Source organism: Pseudomonas sp. F8002 (assembly GCF_013385495.1).
In the GTDB taxonomy this organism is placed as follows: domain Bacteria; phylum Pseudomonadota; class Gammaproteobacteria; order Pseudomonadales; family Pseudomonadaceae; genus Aquipseudomonas.
In genome coordinates, this window is the sequence record NZ_JACAPW010000002.1 from 439,756 (window position 1) to 460,020 (window position 20,265).

20 protein-coding genes and 1 pseudogene are annotated in these 20,265 nt (G+C 61.8%); 14 read left to right on the forward strand and 7 right to left on the reverse strand.

Going from position 1 to position 20,265, the window contains the following annotated elements:
- Positions 1-35 precede the first annotated feature (35 nt).
- Positions 36-899 (forward strand): LysR family transcriptional regulator, encoded by an 864-nt coding sequence (locus tag HX811_RS04410; protein WP_076016996.1) that lies wholly within the window; start codon positions 36-38, stop codon positions 897-899.
- Positions 900-944: 45 nt separating this feature from the next.
- Here the strand turns inward: HX811_RS04410 and HX811_RS04415 are convergent.
- Both HX811_RS04415 and HX811_RS04420 read right to left on the reverse strand, forming a co-directional pair.
- Positions 945-1,085, reverse strand: a pseudogene (locus tag HX811_RS04415) (cupin domain-containing protein); the annotation flags it as partial.
- Between the two features lie 30 nt (positions 1,086-1,115).
- Positions 1,116-2,009, reverse strand: a complete 894-nt coding sequence (locus HX811_RS04420; protein ID WP_177044924.1) for a LysR family transcriptional regulator — start codon at positions 2,007-2,009, stop codon at positions 1,116-1,118.
- 117 nt (positions 2,010-2,126) lie between these two features.
- Here HX811_RS04420 and HX811_RS04425 point away from each other — a divergent pair, with 117 nt between their 5' ends.
- Both HX811_RS04425 and HX811_RS04430 read left to right on the forward strand, forming a co-directional pair.
- Entirely contained in the window at positions 2,127-2,573 is a 447-nt protein-coding gene (locus HX811_RS04425) for a GFA family protein (protein WP_177044925.1), read from the forward strand.
- A gap of 420 nt (positions 2,574-2,993) precedes the next feature.
- A complete protein-coding gene (locus HX811_RS04430; RefSeq protein WP_087694866.1) occupies positions 2,994-3,947 on the forward strand; it encodes an aliphatic sulfonate ABC transporter substrate-binding protein in 954 nt (317 codons plus the stop codon).
- Between the two features lie 26 nt (positions 3,948-3,973).
- Here HX811_RS04430 and HX811_RS32175 read toward each other — a convergent pair whose 3' ends face one another.
- The 3 genes from HX811_RS32175 to rpiB form a co-directional block, all read right to left on the reverse strand.
- A complete protein-coding gene (locus HX811_RS32175) occupies positions 3,974-5,329 on the reverse strand; it encodes a Fic family protein (RefSeq protein ID WP_177044928.1) in 1,356 nt (451 codons plus the stop codon).
- 224 nt (positions 5,330-5,553) lie between these two features.
- Positions 5,554-6,534, reverse strand: coding sequence for a sugar-binding transcriptional regulator (locus HX811_RS04440; protein ID WP_076016989.1), 981 nt, complete (start codon positions 6,532-6,534; stop codon positions 5,554-5,556).
- Positions 6,535-6,597: 63 nt separating this feature from the next.
- On the reverse strand, positions 6,598-7,059 hold the full coding sequence (gene rpiB, locus HX811_RS04445) for a ribose 5-phosphate isomerase B (RefSeq protein ID WP_003215716.1): 462 nt from the start codon (positions 7,057-7,059) through the stop codon (positions 6,598-6,600).
- Positions 7,060-7,343: 284 nt separating this feature from the next.
- Between rpiB and HX811_RS04450 the strand changes: the two genes are divergently transcribed.
- The 7 genes from HX811_RS04450 (at position 7,344) to dhaL (ending at position 14,654) form a co-directional block, all read left to right on the forward strand.
- Positions 7,344-8,831 (forward strand): sugar ABC transporter ATP-binding protein, encoded by a 1,488-nt coding sequence (locus HX811_RS04450; protein WP_003215714.1) that lies wholly within the window; start codon positions 7,344-7,346, stop codon positions 8,829-8,831.
- Positions 8,828-9,817, forward strand: a complete 990-nt coding sequence (locus HX811_RS04455; protein ID WP_003215711.1) for an ABC transporter permease — start codon at positions 8,828-8,830, stop codon at positions 9,815-9,817. The genes HX811_RS04450 and HX811_RS04455 overlap by 4 nt, the downstream gene beginning before the upstream one ends.
- 39 nt (positions 9,818-9,856) lie before the next feature.
- The gene (locus HX811_RS04460) at positions 9,857-10,864 is read left to right on the forward strand and encodes a substrate-binding domain-containing protein (RefSeq protein ID WP_087694868.1); all 1,008 of its coding nucleotides are present in this window, start codon (positions 9,857-9,859) and stop codon (positions 10,862-10,864) included.
- A gap of 151 nt (positions 10,865-11,015) precedes the next feature.
- Positions 11,016-11,771: an SDR family oxidoreductase gene (locus tag HX811_RS04465; protein WP_008434650.1), complete on the forward strand. Its 756-nt coding sequence runs from the start codon at positions 11,016-11,018 to the stop codon at positions 11,769-11,771.
- A gap of 28 nt (positions 11,772-11,799) precedes the next feature.
- Positions 11,800-12,915 carry an erythritol/L-threitol dehydrogenase gene (locus HX811_RS04470; protein ID WP_008434653.1) on the forward strand — a complete coding sequence of 372 codons (1,116 nt, stop codon included), beginning with the start codon at positions 11,800-11,802 and terminating at the stop codon, positions 12,913-12,915.
- Between the two features lie 89 nt (positions 12,916-13,004).
- Entirely contained in the window at positions 13,005-14,006 is a 1,002-nt protein-coding gene (locus tag HX811_RS04475; protein WP_177044930.1) for a dihydroxyacetone kinase subunit DhaK, read from the forward strand.
- Between the two features lie 3 nt (positions 14,007-14,009).
- Positions 14,010-14,654, forward strand: coding sequence for a dihydroxyacetone kinase subunit DhaL (gene dhaL / locus HX811_RS04480; protein ID WP_177044932.1), 645 nt, complete (start codon positions 14,010-14,012; stop codon positions 14,652-14,654).
- A gap of 141 nt (positions 14,655-14,795) precedes the next feature.
- Here dhaL and HX811_RS04485 read toward each other — a convergent pair whose 3' ends face one another.
- Positions 14,796-15,677, reverse strand: coding sequence for a LysR family transcriptional regulator (locus HX811_RS04485; RefSeq protein WP_177044935.1), 882 nt, complete (start codon positions 15,675-15,677; stop codon positions 14,796-14,798).
- Between the two features lie 103 nt (positions 15,678-15,780).
- On the opposite strand from HX811_RS04485, the gene HX811_RS04490 reads away from it, so the two are divergent.
- Positions 15,781-16,266, forward strand: coding sequence for a heme-binding protein (locus HX811_RS04490; protein ID WP_177044937.1), 486 nt, complete (start codon positions 15,781-15,783; stop codon positions 16,264-16,266).
- Positions 16,263-17,792 (forward strand): MFS transporter, encoded by a 1,530-nt coding sequence (locus tag HX811_RS04495; RefSeq protein ID WP_177044938.1) that lies wholly within the window; start codon positions 16,263-16,265, stop codon positions 17,790-17,792. Before HX811_RS04490 ends, HX811_RS04495 begins: the two co-directional genes overlap by 4 nt.
- Positions 17,793-17,945: 153 nt before the next feature.
- On the opposite strand, the gene sohB is transcribed toward HX811_RS04495, so the two are convergent.
- Positions 17,946-18,971, reverse strand: coding sequence for a protease SohB (gene sohB, locus HX811_RS04500; protein WP_008434663.1), 1,026 nt, complete (start codon positions 18,969-18,971; stop codon positions 17,946-17,948).
- A 193-nt stretch (positions 18,972-19,164) separates the two neighbouring features.
- On the opposite strand from sohB, the gene HX811_RS04505 reads away from it, so the two are divergent.
- Both HX811_RS04505 and HX811_RS04510 read left to right on the forward strand, forming a co-directional pair.
- On the forward strand, positions 19,165-19,875 hold the full coding sequence (locus HX811_RS04505; RefSeq protein WP_177044940.1) for a histidine phosphatase family protein: 711 nt from the start codon (positions 19,165-19,167) through the stop codon (positions 19,873-19,875).
- Between the two features lie 56 nt (positions 19,876-19,931).
- Positions 19,932-20,246 carry an SCP2 sterol-binding domain-containing protein gene (locus tag HX811_RS04510; protein WP_003215671.1) on the forward strand — a complete coding sequence of 105 codons (315 nt, stop codon included), beginning with the start codon at positions 19,932-19,934 and terminating at the stop codon, positions 20,244-20,246.
- Positions 20,247-20,265: the final 19 nt, after the last annotated feature.

Sequence of the window (20,265 nt, forward strand, 5' to 3'; positions counted from 1 at the left end):
CCAATACCTCCCACCCTCCATGCGGAAATAACCCGATGTTCGACTGGCAGGATCTGTATTTCTTCACCGTGCTGGCGCGCACCCAATCACTGTCGGCTGCCGCCCGCGAACTGCAGGTGGAACACGCCACTGTTGGCCGGCGCGTCGATGCCCTGGAAAAAGCCCTCGGCGTCAAACTGGTGGATCGCCTGCCCCGCAGCCGGCCGCTCACCGAGGAAGGCCGGGCACTGGCGAAATTGGCGGCAGGCATGGGCGACATGGCCACCGAAGTGATGCGCCTGTCCCGCGTGGCCTCGATCGAAGTGGCCGGCACCGTGCGGGTCAGTTGCCCGCCGTCGATTGCCATCCACTGCATCGCGCCCCATGTCGCACGGTTCAGGGCGCAGTATCCCAAGCTGAATATCGTGTTGATGTCCTCGACGACGCTGGCCGCCCTCGACAAAGGCGAAGCCGACATTGCCCTGCGCACGGTGCGTCCCGATGAGGAAGCGCTGGTACGCAGAAAGGTCGGCGCCGTGCGTTTCGGGCTCTATGCCACGCCCGAGCTCAAGCAGTTACCCGCTGAACAGTGGACGTTCATTGCCTATGACGCCACCCGCGACCATCTGCCCCAACAGGCGTGGATGCACCAGGTGCGCGGCAACCGCACGATTGCCTTCGCCGCCAGCGACCTGATCACCCAGCAAATGGCCGCCCGGGCCCAGGTGGGTGCAGTGGTGTTGCCCACGCTGGTGGGCGATCACGACGCGGCATTGGTGCGGTTGGCAACGAACACCGAAGGCCCGGTTCGCGATATCTGGCTGACGGTGTATCCGGATATGCGCCGCTCGCCTTCGGTGAAGGTGGTGATGGAGTTTCTGGTGAGCTGCATTGAAGGCGAGCCGCAGTTGCGGCGGTGAGACCGATTACTGCGCGGCGTACTGTTCGTCGCTGACCTGCTCCATTCAGTCCACCACCTTGCCGTCGAGCATTTCGTTGATCGCGATATGGGTCATGACGGTGTTCGCCGTGGCGCCATGCCAATGCTTGACACCGGGTGCAATCCATACCGTGTCGCCGGGGCGAATGGCCCGCACAGGCTGGCCCGCATTTGCATTGTTGGTTGACGCGCTGCGTTATCGCGGCTGAAAGAAGTCCGTCAGGGCCGCGCCCAACCCATCGAACACCACGGCGATGCGCGGGACCTTGCGCATGTCCTGATGCATGGCGATCCACACGTCAACCTTGAAATCCACCTGCGCGGGCAACACCCGCACCAGCCCGTGACGCTGCGCCACCTGGGCTGAACACACGCCGATCCCCAGCCCCGCACGCAACGCGGCCAACTGCGCGAGGTGATCATCGGTGCGAATCACCGTACTGGGCGCCGAACAGTCGAAACCGCGCTCACCCAGGAATTCGATCTCCAGCAAGTTGCGGTCCGGCCCGATCAGCGGGTAGCCGTGCAATTGCGCAACGGTGTCCGGCGTGCCCCGCTCTGCCAACAGTTCGGGTGCTGCGTACAACCCTACGTGAAGGTCGCCGACCTTGCGCGCGACCACCGTGGATTCGACCGGGCGACGGATGCGTACGGCGACGTCGGCCTCTTGCCGGGCAAGTGCCTGCAGCCGATTGGAAACGCTCAGTTCGATGGCCAATTGCGGATGATCACGGCGCAGGCTGCGCAACATGGGCGGCAGCACTTCAACGCCCAGCAGCTTGCCGCTGGTGAGCCGCACCGTGCCGCCGGCGAGGGCGGTGTCGGCCGAGGCTGCGCGGCTGAAGGCGTTGGCGGCAACGGCCATCGCTTCAACGTGGCTGATCAGGTCCTTGGCCGTGTCGGTGGGCAACAGCCCGGCGGGTGAGCGAATAAACAAACTGACCCCGACGCTCTGCTCCAGGGCCTCGATCCGTCGCCGCGCGGTGGCCTGGGCGATCCCCAGCAAACGGGCCGCGCCCGACAGGCTGCCGGTGCGCAACACGGCGAGGAAGGCGCGCTGGGTTTCCCATTGGAGTTGCGGGGCGTTCATACATTTCCTGTGAGCCGCTGGGCAGTTTTGGCGGATGTTCTTTGTTCGGAGGCTGCGGCATGCTGGCGAGCATAACCGATGGGGCTTTCGCCCTCACTTTGCACAGGATCGTTTTTGATGACACTCACCGGCCAATGTCGCTGCGCCCGCGTGACCTACACCCTCGATGCCGACGCGCCGCTGGCGGTGTATGCCTGCCACTGCCGCCACTGCCAGACCTGGAGCGGCAGCGCGTTTGCCCTACATGCGCTGTTGCCGGCGGATGCGCTGCGGGTTGAAGGTTCGCTGACGGAATATGCCTACGAGGTTGATGGGCAGCGTTCGGAGCATCGGTTGTGCGGGGTATGCCATACGCGGATCTGCAACACCACGACGGCCGCGCCGGGGTTGGTTGTGCTGCGAGTCGGGACACTGGATGAGAGCCCGTCCGTGCAGCCGGTGGCGCATATTTGGCTGCGGCACAAGCAGCCGTGGGTAACGCTGGCGGAGGGTGTTCCGACCTGGCCGGAAAGCCCTACTCCCCCGGCGTTTGCGCAGGCGTTGAGCGTTCCCCTGCAGACATGACTCACACAAACCCTGTGGCGAGGGAGCTTGCTCCCGCTGGGTTGCGCAGCAACCCCAAAAGCATTGACCGGCCCATCCTGAAAGACCGCAGCGGCCTACCAGGGGGCGCTGCGCACCCCAACGGGAGCAAGCTCCCTCGCCACATTGGGCTCTGCGTCGATGTTGAGACTCAGCACTTCGCCATTGCGCAACTGCCAGTCGAAGAAGTCTGAGAAATCATCGCGAACCAATGCGCGAATCGCCTTGGCGACAACTCTATGAGCAACCAACCTACAACTGCATATCGTCTCCTTTTTTCCTGACACTGAAAGGCCGCCAACGGCGCACCCGATAAAGGCCTAAGCTAAGATCGAAAAATTATTTATCGAATGTTTTTTAGAACAATAAGCTCACCTTAATCCATTAAAAGTCGAGCACGCCATGCCCCAGTTTTCGCTCCATCGCCTTTTCATCGCAGGCCTTGCCACACTGGGCCTCTGCACCACCCTGAGCACACAAGCCCAGGAAACCGTACGCATCGGCTACCAGAAATCCTCGACCCTGATCACCTTGCTGAAAACCCAGGGCACCCTGGAAAAAGCCCTCAAGGCCGACGGCATCGACGTCACCTGGCACGAGTTCCCCAGTGGCCTCCCGCTGCTGGAAGCACTGAACGTCGGTAACGTGGATATCAGCGCCGACGTGGCCGACACCGTACCGATCTTCGCCCAGGCCGCCCAGGCCAAGCTCACCTACTTCGCCCAGGAAGCGCCCTCGCCTCAAGCCCAGGCGATCGTGGTGCGCAAGGACTCGCCGATTCAGCAACTGGCGGACTTGAAAGGCAAGAAAATCGCCGTGACCAAGGCCGCCGGCACTCACTATTTATTGATCGCTGCCTTGAACAAGGCGGGGCTGGCCTTCTCCGATATCGAGCCGGCGTACCTGACGCCCGCCGATGGCCGCGCTGCGTTTGAAAACAACAAGGTTGACGCCTGGGTCACGTGGGAACCGTTCCTCACCAGCGTGCAGCGCCAATTGCCCACCCGCACCCTTGCGGACGGTACCGGGCTGGCCAGCTACAAGCGCTATTACCTGACGGGTACGCCCTACGCCAAGGCGCATCCCGAAGTGCTGAAGCTGGTGTACGAGCAGTTGCACCAGGCTGGCGAGTGGGTGAAGAGCCACCCGCGTGATGCCGCGAAAGTGCTGGGGCCATTGTGGGGCAACCTGGATGTGGAGACTGTCGAGGCCGCCAATGCTCATCGCAGTTATGAGGTGCAGCCGGTGACGCTGGATCAGTTGGGGGAGCAGCAGAAGATTGCGGATGCGTTCTTCAAGGCGGGGTTGTTGCCCAAGGCGGTGGATGCGCAGGATGTGCAGGTGTGGAAACCCTGAGCCGCGAAGGAGCCTGGCATGAATGCTCAGGCTCTGTTGGCTGCGCTTTTTTTCAGGTGTTGTTCGGCGTCGTTTCTCGCCACATACAGGAAGCTCTTGCCTTCCTGCACCTTTAGAAACGCCTTCAGGCTGGCGAGTTTCTCAAGATCCTTACGGGCCGTGTTTTCGGAAATATCGTAATCATGGGTGAGTTCCTTGGCGGTAAAAATCCGCCCGGGATGACTCAATACCTTTTTCAAAAGGTGGCCCTGCCGATAATTCAACTCGTCATGGATCTTGAGTGCCCTCAACCATGCCTCCAGCGCTGAAGACTCTTCTATCTTGCCCTCGAAGTACTCCATGAACTGGTGGATCGCCCGCTCGATAACCTGCAGTTGATGGACCACAAAATACGTCAGGTCAAAGGAGTCGGTCTCAGTGTAGACATAGGAGTATCCGTACTTTACCGGTGCTTCCTTCAACAGCGCACTGATGGAAATGTATTCAAGCGGCCAGTAACCACTCTTGAGCATGAACCAATAAAACAGACACCGGGCCGTGCGGCCATTGCCGTCCCGGAACGGGTGCTCATAGCCCATCATGAAGTGCAGAATGATCGCCTTTACGACAGGGTGAATAAAATGCCGCCCGTCCTTCCCGTCATGCCGATCATTGGCAAATTGGCATAGTGCTTCCAGGCGTCCAAACAACAGAGCAGCCTTCGGTGGCTGATGAACAACTTCTCCACCTGCCCCGCCGACAAAAATATCGTCATCTTCACGAATGTGCCCAGGGTGAACGTGCTCATTATCCACGCCTGTGGTCGCAATGCGGTGAAACTCACAAATCAGGTCGATGGAAAGCTGCTCACCTTTTGCATGCTTGGCAAATTTCATAAGACGATAATTGTTGAGGATCATTCTTTCGTCGTCGTTGACGGGCAGTCGCTCCTTGACGAGCATCTCCTTGGCATCCTTGCGCGTGGTTGCTGCCCCTTCCAGCTGCGCACTTGAAATGGCTTCCTCCATCATCAACGAGTCCACCAGGTAGCGATTATTTTCGCCAGAACTCGAGGACGATGATTCGTAGCCGCCCAAGCGAGTATTCACACCTTCGACACCGTGGATAACGGACTCGCAATAATCAGTCAGATACAGAGAAAAAGGATGGCCACATTCGCTGCGCAACTCCAGGGTTTTACCGCCACAGGCCCTGGCAATTTTTATCGCCGCCCACATCGCCTCTTTGTTCACTCCCGCAGCCGGATGCCGCCTGAACTCGTTCCAGTGCAGATAGCGACCTTTTTCATCGACGGCCTTTACGGCTCGCGTCAACTCAAAGACTTGAGCCCCATATTGCTTCAGCAAAAGCCCGAACTCAGGGGGTTTCTGGATTTTGGCCACGGGCTGAAACTCAATTTTAGAAAATTGAGTTGATCCTTGCTTGCAGGCCGGTGAGTGTCAAGCGGATTTGATTTGGAATCTGCTGCGTGGGAGCTGTCGAGCCTTGGCGAGGCTGCGATGCAGGCGCCTCGGTGCTTCAGTTACACCGCGGTGATGCCATCGCAGCCTCGCCAAGGCTCGACAGCTCCCACAGGTGATGTTCAGGGCCTGGACTATCGGCGGTGTCAGCCTTTACGCGTCGCGTCATCCAGCGCAAGGATGGTATGAGCATTGGTCACCGTGGTCGCCAGGGTATTGATCACTCCCGAGCGCAACGCCCCCAGCGTTGCCGCCGCCTTGGTATTCTCACTGGCAATCGCCACCACATCCGGAATCCGAAACAGCTCCTGCACCGTCAACCCGATCACCCGCCCCTGAATCGCGTTGACCGCCGGCTGGCCATGAATGTCGATGAAGTCATAACCCATCATGTCCCCCACCGTGCCGGACAACCGCGCCTGGGCGATTTCCTGGGGCGAAAACCACCCCATGCGCACCATGTTGCTGTTTTCACTCATGTCACCGATGCCGATCAACGCCATGTCCGCACGGCGGGCACGGTCAAGCGTGGAACGCACCGTATCGTTGCTGATCAACACCCCACGCAGTTCCGGGTTGGCCACCAGCGCCGGGGCGTACAGGCTTTCACTCTCGCCACCAAACCGCAGGGCCAGGCGCCGGCAAATGTGGTCGGGGTTCATGTATTCACCCGCCTTGAGCGAACCGCCAATGGCGCACACAAACGTGCAGTTGCGGGTCACCGGCAAAAACACGTTATCGGCCACCGCACCGACGTTACGCCCCATGCCGACCGCGACGATCATGCCGTCACTGAGGGTTTTGTTCAGGTAGTTGGCCACCAGGCTCGCCACCGCCGAGCGCTGGGTGTCCGGGTCGCTGTGGTCGACCGCAATCAAGGCGCGGTCCAGCTGGAAGCGCTCCACCAGCGCCTGTTCCAGCTCGTTGTTCATCGCCGGGTGCTGCAACACCCGCACCTCGACAATCCCTTCATCCCGTGCGCGTTTGAGCAGGCGGCTGACTTTTGCCCGGGACAGGTCGAAGCGCTTGGCGATGGCTTCCTGAGTGACGTTCTCAAGGTAATAGAGCATCGCCACTTCGGTCATCAGGTCGATGTCGCTGGCGATGCGCTGGGTACTGTCACTCATGGGCACGGGCTTCCGTTTCGGTGTCAAAGGCGCATTCTCCCGACTCTTGCCCCGTTCCGTCCACTACTGATGCCCGTCACGCTCGATCGCGTTGATGCGGTCGACCTTGGCCCCGGAACGCGCGGCTTCGAACTCCGACTCCAGGAACGACTTGACGATGCTCTTGGCCAGTTCCGCGCCGATCACCCGTGCACCGATGGACAGGATCTGCGCATCGTTGCTCTTGCGTGCCCGCTCCGCCGAATAGGTGTCATGGGCCTGGGCCGCACGAATCCCCAGGACTTTGTTGGCCGAGATGGCCATGCCGATACCAGTGCCGCACACCAGCACGCCCAAGCGTTGCTCGCCGGCATTGATCGCCGTGGCCACCGCCAGGGCAATGTCCGGGTACAGCACCGGCGCCGTGGAATGGGTGCCGAAGTCCGTCACCGGGTAACCCAGCGCCTCGATATGGCGCTTCAACAGTTCTTTGAGCTCATAACCCGCTTCATCGCATCCGATAGCCACCGGGAAAGGTGTGTTCATGGCGTTTGGCTCCGCTGCCGTTTTGGGTGCTGGAGAGTGATCATATGATCACTCGGTGAAATTTAGCTCAGTCATTTCTCGGATATTCCAGTCGCCCTGTCAAGCAGGATTTAGCTGACCTTCCAGTCAAAGCCCTCTAAACCGGCTTACTTTGCGCAAATCCATCCATTTACAACTTTTCAGTGAAAGAGATTGACTGATCAGAATTTCATTTGATACACATATGCTCACAGCGAAACATGACTGTGCGACCTAATAAGAATTCACAGCACGAGGACACGCCGATGGCCACGCCATTACTGCTCCAGGCTGAACACGTCGCCAAGGCTTACGCCGGGATTCCTGCCCTGCGTGAGGGGCGCCTCTCTCTGCGGGCCGGCAGCGTCCACGCCCTGTGCGGCGGCAATGGCGCAGGCAAATCGACTTTCCTGAGCATCCTGATGGGCATCACCCAGCGTGACGCCGGGACCATCCTGCTCAACGGCTCCCCCGTCCAGTTCAACCGCCCCAGCGAAGCACTCGCGGCGGGGATCGCGATGATCACCCAGGAGCTGGAACCCATCCCCTACATGACCGTCGCCGAAAACATCTGGCTGGGCCGCGAACCGCGCCGCGCCGGCTGCATCGTCGACAGCAAGGAGCTCAACCGGCGCACTCGCGAACTGCTGGAAGGCCTGGAGTTCGACGTCGACGCCACCAGCCCCATGCATCGCCTGAGCGTGGCGCAGATCCAGCTGGTGGAGATCGCCAAGGCATTCAGCCACGACTGCCAGGTGATGATCATGGACGAGCCCACCTCGGCCATCGGCGAGCGCGAGGCCGAAACCCTGTTCAAGGCCATCCGCCGCCTCACCGCCCGTGGTGCCGGCATCATCTATGTGTCGCACCGCCTCAGTGAACTGGCGCAGATTGCCGACGACTACAGCATCTTTCGCGACGGCGCCTTCGTTGAGACCGGACGCATGGCCGATATCGACCGCGCCCACCTGGTGCGCGGCATCGTGGGCCAGGAACTGACCCGCATCGACCACAAGGTCGGCCGCGAATGCGCCGCCGAATGCTGCCTGGACGTCGACAGCCTGAGCCGCGCCGGCGAGTTCCAGGACATCAGCCTGCAACTGCGCCAGGGCGAGATTCTCGGCATCTACGGGCTGATGGGCTCGGGCCGCAGCGAATTCCTCAACTGCATCTACGGCCTCACCACGCCGGACTCCGGCAGCGTGACCCTGCAAGGCAAACCGATGCCCATCGGCCTGCCCAAGGCAACGATCCAGGCCGGCATGTCACTGGTCACCGAAGACCGCAAGGACAGCGGCCTGGTGCTCAGCGGCAGCATCCTCTCGAACATCGCATTGTCGGCGTACAAGCAGCTGTCGAGCTGGTCGCTGATCAATGCCCGCAAGGAAAACCAACTGGCCCAGGACATGGTCAAGCGCCTGCAGATCAAGACCACCTCCCTGGACCTGCCGGTGGAATCCATGAGCGGCGGTAACCAGCAAAAAGTGGTGCTCGCCAAATGCCTGTCGACCCAGCCGATCTGCCTGCTGTGCGATGAGCCGACCCGGGGCATCGATGAAGGCGCCAAGCAGGAGATCTATCACCTACTGGACCAGTTCGTACGCGCCGGCGGCGCGGCAATTGTGGTGTCGTCCGAAGCCCCGGAATTGCTGCACCTGAGTGACCGTATTGCCGTGTTCAAAGGCGGAAGGCTGGTGACCATCAGCAGCGATACCGCCCTTTCCCAGGAAGCCTTGTTGAGTCTTGCCTCATGAATGCCAAATCACTTTCTACACCTGCAGCCGCCCCCGTCACGACCGCACCCCGCAGTCGCCTGCGCCTGTCCCTCGACCGCTTCGGCCTGCCGCTGGTGTTCATCCTGCTATGCCTGGTGATGGCCTTCGCCAGCGAATACTTCATGACCTGGCGCAACTGGATGGACATCCTGCGCCAGACCTCGATCAACGGGATCCTCGCCGTGGGCATGACCTACGTAATCCTCACCAAGGGCATCGACCTGTCGGTGGGCTCGATCCTGGCCTTTGCCGGGCTGTGCAGCGCCATGGTCGCGACCCAGGGGTATGGCGTGCTGGCGGCGGTCAGCGCCGGGATGTTCGCCGGGGCGATGCTCGGGGTGGTGAACGGCTTTATGGTCGCCAACCTGTCGATCCCGCCCTTTGTCGCGACCTTGGGCATGTTGAGCATTGCCCGGGGCATGACCTTCATCTTGAACGACGGCAGCCCGATCACTGATCTGCCCGACGCCTACCTGGCGCTGGGTATCGGCAAGATCGGCCCGATCGGTGTGCCCATCGTGATCTTCGCCGTGGTCGCGCTGATCTTCTGGATGGTGCTGCGCTACACCACCTACGGCCGCTATGTGTACGCGGTGGGCGGCAACGAGAAGAGCGCGCGCACCTCCGGGATCGGCGTGCGCAAGGTGATGTTTTCGGTGTACGTGGTCTCGGGCCTGCTCGCCGGGCTGGCCGGTGTGGTGCTGTCGGCGCGCACCACCTCTGCCCTGCCCCAGGCCGGCACCTCGTATGAGCTGGATGCGATTGCCGCCGTGGTAATCGGCGGCACCAGCCTGTCGGGCGGTACCGGCACGATTGTCGGCACGCTGTTTGGCGCATTGCTGATCGGCGTGATCAACAACGGCCTGAACCTGCTCGGCGTGTCCTCCTATTACCAGCAGGTCGCCAAGGGCCTGATCATCGTGTTCGCAGTACTGATTGACGTGTGGCGCAAGAAGAAACGCTAGTTCTGAAAACTACCACTACAACAATAACGGAGTTCTCTCATGAAACCTGGTACGACTTTGGCCGCCGTCGCGGCACTCTCCCTGCTCGCCAGCAGTGTCACCCTGGCCGCCGATGGCAAGACCTACAAGATCGGCGCCGCCGTGTACGGGCTCAAGGGCCAGTTCATGCAGAACTGGGTGCGCGAGCTGAAGGAACACCCTGCAGTCAAGGACGGCACCGTGCAGCTGACCGTGTTCGACGGCAACTATGACGCACTGACCCAGAACAACCAGATTGAAAACATGGTGACCCAGCACTACGACGCGATCCTGTTTGTGCCGATCGACACCAAGGCCGGCGTCGGCACCGTGAAGGCCGCCATGAGCAATGACGTGGTGGTGATCGCCTCCAACACCAAGGTGGCCGACGCCAACGTGCCTTATGTCGGCAACGATGACGTGGAAGGCGGTCGCCTGCAGGCCCAGGCCATGGTCGACAAACTCAAGGGCCGCGGCAACGTGGTGATCATCCAGGGCCCGATTGGCCAGTCGGCGCAGATCGACCGCGAAAAGGGCGAGATGGAAGTACTGGGCAAGCACCCGGACATCAAGATCATCGAGAAGAAAACCGCCAACTGGGACCGCGCCCAGGCCCTGGCCCTGACCGAAGACTGGCTGAACGCACACCCCAAGGGCATCAACGGGGTGATCGCGCAAAACGATGACATGGCCCTCGGTGCGGTGCAGGCGTTGAAGTCCCATGGGCTGACGTCCAAGGATGTGCCGGTGACGTCCATCGACGGCATGCCGGATGCGATCCAGGCGGCGAAGAAAGATGAAGTGACCACCTTCCTGCAGGACGCCCAGGCCCAGTCTCAAGGCGCGCTGGATGTGGCGCTGCGGGCGCTGGCCGGCAAGGATTACAAGCCGCAGTCGGTGATCTGGGAACGTTATGGCAAGGACGTGAAATGGGGTGACGGCACCGCCAGGAACTACATCCTGCCGTGGGTGCCGGTGACCAATGCGAATGCGGATGCGCTGTACCAGCAGGTGAGCGGTACGAAGTAAGTTTTGACTTGAAACCCGGTCAAGTGTGGGAGCGGGCTTGCTCGCGAAAGCGGTGGATCATTCAACAGATGTGCCACCTGATACACCGCTTTCGCGAGCAAGCCCGCTCCCACATTGGATCTCCACCGATCTGAAAAATGGAGTCATGTTCATGTCTGGATTCTGGAATCAAGCCTTCGACCTCACCGGCCGCTGCGCCGTGATCACCGGCGGGGCCGCCGGGATCGGTCTGGCTTGTGCCAGCCTGCTGGTGGAACGCGGCGCGCGGGTGGCCCTGCTGGACCGCGACCCGGCCGTGGTCGAAGTCGCCGCCAGCCTCGGCGCCGGGAACATCGGCATCGCCGTGGACCTGCGCCAACTCGACCAGGTGCACAGCACCGTCGATTACGTATTCGATCACTTCAAACGCCTGGATTATCTGGTCAACAGCGCCGGCGTGGCCCTGCTGGACAAGGCCCTGGACGTCAGTGAAAACGCCTGGGACACCACTCTCGACATCAACCTCAAGGCCAGTTTCTTCGTGGCCCAGGCCTGCGCCAGGCACATGCTTGCCCAGGGCAGCGGGCGCATCGTCAACCTCGCCTCCCAAGCGGCGGTGATCGGCCTGGACCGTCACGTCGCCTACTGCGCCAGCAAGGCCGCCGTGGTCGGCATGACCAAGGTGCTCGCCATGGAATGGGCGCCGCATATCAACGTCAACGCCATCTCCCCGACCATCGTCGAAACCGCCCTCGGTAAAAAGGCCTGGGCGGGCGAGCTGGGGGAACGGGCCAAATTGCAGATCCCGGCGGGCCGCTTTGCCCAGCCGGAAGAAATCGCCGGGCTGGCGTTGTACCTGCTCAGCGACGCCGCACAGATGATCACCGGGGAAAACGTGGTGATCGACGGTGGCTACAGCATCCAGTAATTGATCTTTTGTCGTGAGGTTTATCGTCATGTCTACCGTTACCGAACGCACTGCCGAACAACTGTCCCCCGTCATTCCGAAAACCATGCAGGCCGTGGTCTGTCACGGCCCCGAAGACTATCGCCTGGAGACCGTCGATGTGCCGACGCCCGGCCCCGACGAGATCCTCACCAAGGTCGAGCTGTGCGGCATCTGCATGGGCGACATCAAGACCTACCGCGGCGCGCCCTCGTTCTGGGGCGACGCCGAGCAGCCGCGCTACGTGAAGCCGCCGATGATTCCCGGCCACGAGTTTGTCTGCCGCGTGGTCGCCCTCGGCCCTGGCGCGGAAAAGCGCGGGGTGAAGGTCGGCGACCGGGTGATTTCCGAACAGATCGTGCCGTGCTGGGGCTGCCGCTTCTGCAACCACGGCCAGTACTGGATGTGCCAGAAACACGACCTGTACGGCTTCCAGAACAACGTCCAGGGCGCCATGGCCCAGTACATGATCTTCACCAAGGAAGGCATCATCCACAAAGTACCGGACTCGATTGCCCCGGACGAAGCCATCCTGATCGAACCCCTGGCCTGTTCGCTGCACGCGGCGGAACGGGCGAATGTGGATTTCGACGACATCGTGGTGGTGGCCGGCGCCGGCACCCTGGGCCTGGGGATCATCGGTGCGGTGCGCATGCGCAACCCGAAAAAGCTCATCGTGCTCGACATGAAACCCGAACGCGCTGCCCTCGCCCTGCGCATGGGCGCGGACGAAGTGTGGAACCCGGCCGAAGTCGACGTGATGGCGAAGATTCGCGAGATCACCGATGGCTACGGCTGCGACATCTACATCGAAGCCACCGGGCACCACAAGGCGGTGAACCAGGGCCTGGCGATGCTGCGCAAGCTGGGGCGCTTCGTGGAATTCAGCGTGTTCAACGACGAGGCCACGGTGGACTGGTCGATCATCGGTGACCGCAAGGAACTGGACGTGCTGGGCTCGCACCTGGGTCCGTACATGTACCCGCGCGCCATCGACTTTATCGGCAACCGCAAGATCGACATGCGCGACGTGGTGACCCACAAGTTTGCCCTGGCGGACTTCAAGGAAGCGTTTGCGGTGATGGAGCGCGGGGACAAGTCGCTTAAAGTCGTCCTGGAACCCTGATTGGCCCAATAACCCAAAACCCTGCGGGCGCCGGGCTCTTTGTGGGAGCTGGCTCCCACACCAAGAACAAGAACACAGGAAACCGCGTTATGAATCGAGTGATAAACGATCCCGACCAGGTGGTCGAGGACATGCTGCGGGGTATTCTGGTCGCGCACCCCGAGCTGCGCCAATACGAAACCAATCCCCGGGTGATCGGCAAGGCCAAGCCGTCACCACAGGGCCGCGTGGGCATCGTGACCGGCGGCGGCTCCGGCCATGAACCGGCGTTCCTTGGCTATGTCGGCCCGGGCCTGGTGGACGCTGTGGCCGTCGGCGAAATCTTCTCCTCGCCCACCGCCAAAAGCTTCTTCGACGCCTTCCGTGCCGCCGACCACGGCGCCGGCGTGGCGTGCCTGTACGGCAACTATGCCGGCGACAACATGAACGTGAAGCTGGCGATGAAGATGGCCGCCAGCAAGGACATGCGCATCCGCACCGTGGTCGCCAACGACGACGTGGCCTCGGCGCCCAAGGCCGACATCGCCAAGCGTCGCGGCGTGGCAGGCGAGATCTTCATGTGGAAGGTCGGCGGTGCAGCCGCGGCCCAGCATTACGACCTGGACGGGGTGATTCGTGTTGCCCAGAAGGCAGTCGACAACTGCCGCTCCATCGGCATCGGCCTCACGCCCTGCACCATCGCAGCGGTGGGCAAGCCGAACTTCCAGATTCCCGACGGGCAGATGGAATTGGGCATCGGCCATCACGGCGAGCCGGGCATTGAAGTCATCCCGATCGAATCCGCCGAGGCCATGGCGGCCCGCATGCTCGCACCGATCCTCGCCGACCGCGACTTCAGCCAGGACGACAGCTTGGTGGTGCTGGTCTCGGGCCTGGGTGCGACGCCGGTGATGGAGCTTTACATTTTCTACGCCGAGGTTGAACGTCAGCTGCAAGCCAGGGGCTTGAAGATTCACCGCTGCTACGTGGGTAACTACTTCACCTCCCTGGAAATGATGGGCGTGACCCTGACCTTGCTGGGCCTGGACGCCGAGCTGAAATCCCTGATCGACCAACCCTGCCGCTCCATCGGCATGACCCAGGCGGACTAAACCATGAGCCAGCATTTCTCCACCCACGACGGCAGCGCCATCGTCGCCGACCTGGTCAGCGTGATCGTTGCCAACCGCGAATACCTGAGCGAAGTCGACGGCGCCATTGGCGATGGCGACCACGGCATCAACATGGCCAAGGGATTTGCCCATTGCGGGCGCACGATTGAAGGCCGTCAGCTGACCCTGGCCGAAGCCCTGGACGAATTGACGCTGAGCCTGATGGAAGGCATCGGCGGCTCCATGGGGCCGCTGTATGGCAGCCTGTTTATCGGCATGGCGGATGAGGTGCGCGGCAGCGAACAGATTGACGCGGCGACCTTTGCCCATTTGCTGCGGGGCGGGCTGACCTCGTTGCAGGACATCACCGAAGCCGGCGTGGGTGACAAGTGTTTGATGGACACCTTGATCCCGGCGGTGGAAGCGTTTGAACAGGCCCATGGGTCAGGAGCGTCATTCAGCGATGCGCTGGAGGTGATGAAAAGTGCTGCTTCGCGGGGGCGGGATTCCACCAGGGATCTGGTGGCGAAGATTGGGCGTGCCAGCCGCCTGGGCGAGCGCTCACTGGGCGTGCTGGATGCCGGGGCGGTATCGTGCTGCTTGATACTGACGCGATTGGCGGATTCGGTTCAACCGCGGTTGGTGTAGTGCTTGAAATGACCCCTTCGCGAGCAAGCCCGCTCCCACCTTCGACCGAGTTCCATCTTTGGAATGCCGTCGAATGTGGGAGCGGGCTTGCTCGCGAAGGCAGCAACACACTTAACCCGTCAAGCACCTAACCCGCCGCGATCAAACCTTCAACCTGGCTACCTGCTTCACCTGCTCTATATACCGCGCCACCGCCGGCGCCTTTTCAAAGCGCCGGTAAATCAGCGACAACCAGGACGACGCCTCGCTGCCTTCAATGCTGCGGTACACGACATTCGGCAAGCTCACATGCCCCACCACCGACTCCGGCACCACCGCCACGCCCTGCCCCAGTGACACCAACGCAATCACCGCCACCAACCCACCCGGCTGCGGCCCCAGTCGCGGCGCATAACCACCCTGCGCTGCCACGTGCAGCGTGCCGCTGATCTGCTCGGGCAAGATAAACGTCTCGTTCTGCAGGTGCTCGCAACTGATTGCCTTCAACCCCAGCAGCCACGAATCCTGGGGCAACGCCAGCGCAAACCCGTCACTGCTCAACCGCACCGCTTCGACTCCGTCAGGCAAGGTCATCGGCGAACGAATGTAGCCAATGTCGAAACGCCCCTCCGCCACCAGCCCCGGCAATGCCGCCATGGGACTCTCGCGCACGCTGAGGCTCACGTCCGGGCAGTCCGCGCAGAACGACTGCACCTGGCGCTGCAACAACCCCGAATACACCGCCGACGCCACATAACCCAATTCGATATGACCGATTTCGCCGCGCCCGGCGCGCTGGGCATTGCGTTGGGCAAACTCGAACTGGCGCACGGTGGCCTCTGCCTCGATCAACAAGGCCGCGCCCGCCTCGGTCAGGCTGACCTCGCGCTGGCGGCGGATAAACAATCGCGTACCGAGGGTGGTTTCCATGTCCTGGATCTGCCGGCTCAGGGTCGGCGGCGCGATACCCAGCTGTTCGGCAGCACGGGTGAAATTGCGTTGCCGGGCAACCGCCAGGAAGTAGCGGAAATGACGTATTTCCATCACAGGATTAGCTCAAAGGTAATGAAGTTCTGTATGGCGCCTAACAAGGACGCCACCTGCCGGGGATAAGCTCGCGGTACGTTCACAGTAGAGAGGCTTTCCCATGTTCGTCAAATCATTGGTCCTGGTGCTTGCCGGTCTTTGCACCGTGCCCGCAGCGCTGGCCGCAGAAGCCCCGGCAAGCATTGCCCACAAGGCAATCCTGAGCCTGGCAGCGGCCCAGCAGATCGCCGCACACGCGCGCAAGGTCGCCGCCGACAGGGGCTGGCCCTGCGCCGTGGCCATCGTCGATGACGGTGGCTGGCCGATCCTGACGCTGCGTATGGATGGCGCTCCCGTGGTGGCCGGTATCGAGCTGGCCCAGGGCAAGGCGCGCACTTCAGCGCTCTTCAAGCGGCCGTCCGGGGACCTGGAAAACGCTATCAACAATGGCCGCCCGGCAGCCATCACCGCCGGCTTGTTGATGATGAAGGGCGCCCAGCCAATCATCCTTGAAGGCCAGGTAGTGGGCGCCATCGGCATCAGCGCAGATACTCCGGCCCACGATGACGAGATCGCCCTCGCGGCGGTGGCTTCGGTGCAGCCATGAGCAAGGTCAGCCCGCGCCTGACGCTGCTGACCGCCTCCGGGGTCTGTTCGCTGATCGTGCTCGACACCAACATCGTCGCCGTGACCCTGCCGAGCATCGCCCGGGACCTGGGGGCGAATTTTGCCGATATCGAATGGGTGGTCAGCGCTTATATGCTGGCCTTCGCCGCCCTGTTATTGCCGGCCGGAAGCATTGCCGACCGCTTTGGCCGCAAGAAGACCCTGGTCTGGGGCCTGGGTATTTTCATCCTCGCCTCCCTCGGCTGCGGTGCGGCGCCGAATGCGTTGTTCCTGGATATCGCTCGCGCCGTCAAAGGTGTCGGCGCAGCGCTGCTGCTGACCTCGGCCCTGGCCTCCATCGGCCATACCTTCCATGACGAAGTGGAACGCGCCAAGGCCTGGGCCTTCTGGGGCGCGTGCATGGGCGTGGCGATGACCGCCGCACCGACCCTCGGCGGGTTGATTACCCAGTACCTGGGCTGGCGCTGGATTTTCTATCTGAACTTGCCGGTTGGCCTGGTGCTGATGGGACTGGTGCTGCGCGCGATTCCGGAATCCCGCGATGCCCAGGCTGCAAGGCTCGACCCTTGGGGCAGCCTGAGTTTCAGTGCCAGCCTGCTGTGCCTGATCTGGGGCTTGATCGAAGCCAACCGTATCGGCTGGGACAACCCGCTGACTTACGCGCGGCTGCTGGGAGGCGCTGCGTTGCTGGGTGTTTTTGTACTCGCCGAACGCCTGCAACAGCGGCCCATGGTCGACCTGCAACTGTTCAGGCACCCGCGCTTTATCGGCGCACTGCTGGGGATGTTCGCCTACGCCGGCTGTGCCCAGGTGATGATGACGCTGCTGCCGTTCTACCTGCAAAACGGCTTGGGCTTCTCCGCGATTGCCTCCGGGCTGGGCATGTTGCCGTTTGCCTTGACCATGTTGATTTGTCCGCGGATAGGCGCCCGACTGGCTAGCCGTTTTGCCCCGGCAACGATGATGGCGACGGGGCTGGCGTTGGTGGGGTGCGGCAACCTGCTGAGTGCCTGGGCGGTCAATATCGGTGGTTATCTGCCGTTCGCCCTGGCGATTGCCGTCACGGGGGCCGGCGCGGGATTGCTCAATGGCGATACGCAGAAAAACATCATGGCTTGCGTGCCACGGGACCGCGCGGGGATGGCGTCGGGCATGAGCACCACCATGCGCTTCAGCGCGATCATGTTGGCGATCGGGGTGTATGGGGCGTTGTTGAGCAGCCATAGCGAACAGTTGCTGCACACGAGCATCGGCTCCCAGTGGCAGGAACAGGCGGCAGGGATTGCTTCACGGGTAGTGGCTGGCGATATGCCGGCGGCCATGGCGTTGCTGCCCGAGTCCGCGCGGGACACGGTGCAGCCACTGGCGCGGCAGGCGTTTGTCGGCGGGTTCAGCGTGGTGTTGTGGGTGGCGGGGGTGTTGGGTTTGCTGGGGGCGCTGGTGGTGGGGTCGTTGATGCGGCACCCCATACCGGCGGTGCCTCAGGCCTCGTTACTAGCTCGGTAATGTGACCAACACAAAACCAATGTGGGAGCGGGCTTGCTCGCGAAGGCGGTGTGTCAGTCACAGATGTATTGACTGATCCACCGCCTTCGCGACCAAGTCGAATCGTCGCACCGCCGCTCCCACATTTTGATCTTCGAACGTCAGCTGGAATTGTTACCAGAAACGCTGCTGGGTCAGGCGACTCCACCAGGTCAGCAGCACCCGGTCAACCGAACCGCTGGCCGCCAGGCCCACCCGCTCTTGCAGGCTTTTACGCTCGGCATAGTGCAGGTGGAACACCTCGGCGGTCTTGGCCTTGGTCGCCAGGTATTCGTCGCTGGTTTGCAGCTGGTCCACCAGTTGCTTGTCCAGCGCCGCGACACCCAGCCAGACTTCGCCGGTGGCCACATCATCAATCGCCAGCTGCGGGCGGTAGCGCGACACGAAGTTCTTGAACAGTTGATGGGTGATGTCCAGGTCTTCCTGGAACTTCTCGCGGCCCTTCTCGGTGTTTTCGCCAAACACGGTCAGGGTGCGTTTGTATTCACCGGCGGTCAGCACTTCGAAGTCGATGTCGTGCTTCTTCAGCAGGCGGTTGACGTTAGGCAACTGCGCCACCACGCCAATCGAACCGAGGATGGCAAACGGTGCGCTGATGATCTTCTCGCCGATGCACGCCATCATGTAGCCGCCGCTGGCCGCGACCTTGTCGATGCACACGGTCAACGGCACGCCCGCCTCGCGGATACGCGCCAGTTGCGACGACGCCAGGCCGTAGCTGTGAACCATGCCGCCGCCGCTTTCAAGGCGCAGCACCACTTCGTCCTTGGGTGTGGCCAGGCTCAGCAGTGCCGTGATTTCATGGCGCAGGCTTTCAGTGGCCGAGGCCTTGATGTCGCCGTCGAAATCCAGCACGAACACCCGTGGCTTGGCTTCTGGCTTCTTCTTGCCCTTCTTCTTTTCGGCCTTGCCTTCAGACTTGCGCAGGGCCTTGAGCTGGTCCTTGTCGAGCAGGGTCTGCTCCAGGCGCTCACGCAAACCCTTGTAGAAGTCATTGAGCTTGCTGACCTGCAACTGGCCGGCAGCTTTGCGGCGGCCTTTGCTGCGCAGTGCGGCGAAACTGATCAGCACCACCAGGATGGCGACGACCAGGGTGACGGTTTTAGCCAGGAAAGTAGCGTACTCGGCCAGAAAATCCATGTGACTCCTTACAAGTGCAGTGCGCCAGGCGCGGATTGTCCAAGCATACCGACGCCACCGCCATGGAGCCAGTGATCAAACCGCCAGCAGCGGGCCTCTAACGACCTTTTAAAACAAGCGTATGTTTTTTCATTGACAGCTTCCCGGCATCCTCATAACCTCGCCAGACTTTCAACGTACCGGGAAAACGGACGTGGGCAGCATCTACCTGATTCGACATGGCCAGGCCTCCTTCGGTGCAGACGACTACGACGTGCTGTCGCCCATCGGTGTGCAACAGGCGCAAGTGCTTGGCCGCCACCTGGCGGAACTGGGCCTGGGCTTCGACCGCTGCCTGTCAGGCGACCTGCGCCGCCAGCAGCACACCGCCAACGCCGCCTTCGAACAATACAGCGCCCTCGGCCTGCCGGTACCCACGCTGGAAATCGACAGCGCGTTCAACGAGTTCGACGCCGAGGCGATCATCCGCGCCCTGCTCCCGGACCTGCTGCACAGCGAACCCGAAGCCCTGCATATCCTGCGCAACGCCGCGCAAAACCGTGGCGAGTTCCAGCGCATCTTTTCCCTGATTGTCGAACGCTGGCTGGCCGGCACCTACGACCCGCCGGGCCTGGAAAGCTGGCTGGGGTTTGTCGAGCGTGTCCAGGGTGGCCTGCAACGCATCCTCGAAGCCGCCGACAACCGTGACAAGATCGCCGTGTTCACCTCCGGCGGCACCATCACGGCCCTGCTCCACCTGATTACCCGAATGCCTGCTGCACAGGCCTTCGAACTGAACTGGCAAATTGTTAACACCTCGCTCAACCAGCTGAAATTCCGTGGTCGCGAGGTGGCACTGGCTTCCTTCAACAGCCATACCCACTTGCAACTGTTGAAGGCGCCGCAGCTCATCACCTTCCGATGAATTGCGGCCAACCGTGACCCCAAGGTCACTGGACTCACCATAAAAGGATCGAAACCATGACTGACGTAGCTAAAGCCGTAGAAGCAATGAAAGCCAAGTTCAACCCAGCCGCTGCCGACGGCCTGGACCTGGTGTTCGGTTTCCGTATCGACGACACCCAGAACTTCTCGCTGGTTGTGAAAAACAACACCTGCGAACTGCTGGAAGGTGAAAACCCGGACGCCCAAGTCACCCTGGTGATGGACGGCGAAACAATGAAAGGCATCGTTGACGGCTCCACCGACGGCATGCAGGCATTCATGGGCGGCAAACTGCGCACTGAAGGCGACATGATGCTGGCCATGAAATTGAGCGAGCTGTTCCCGGCCTGATCAGGGCAACCCTGGCAAG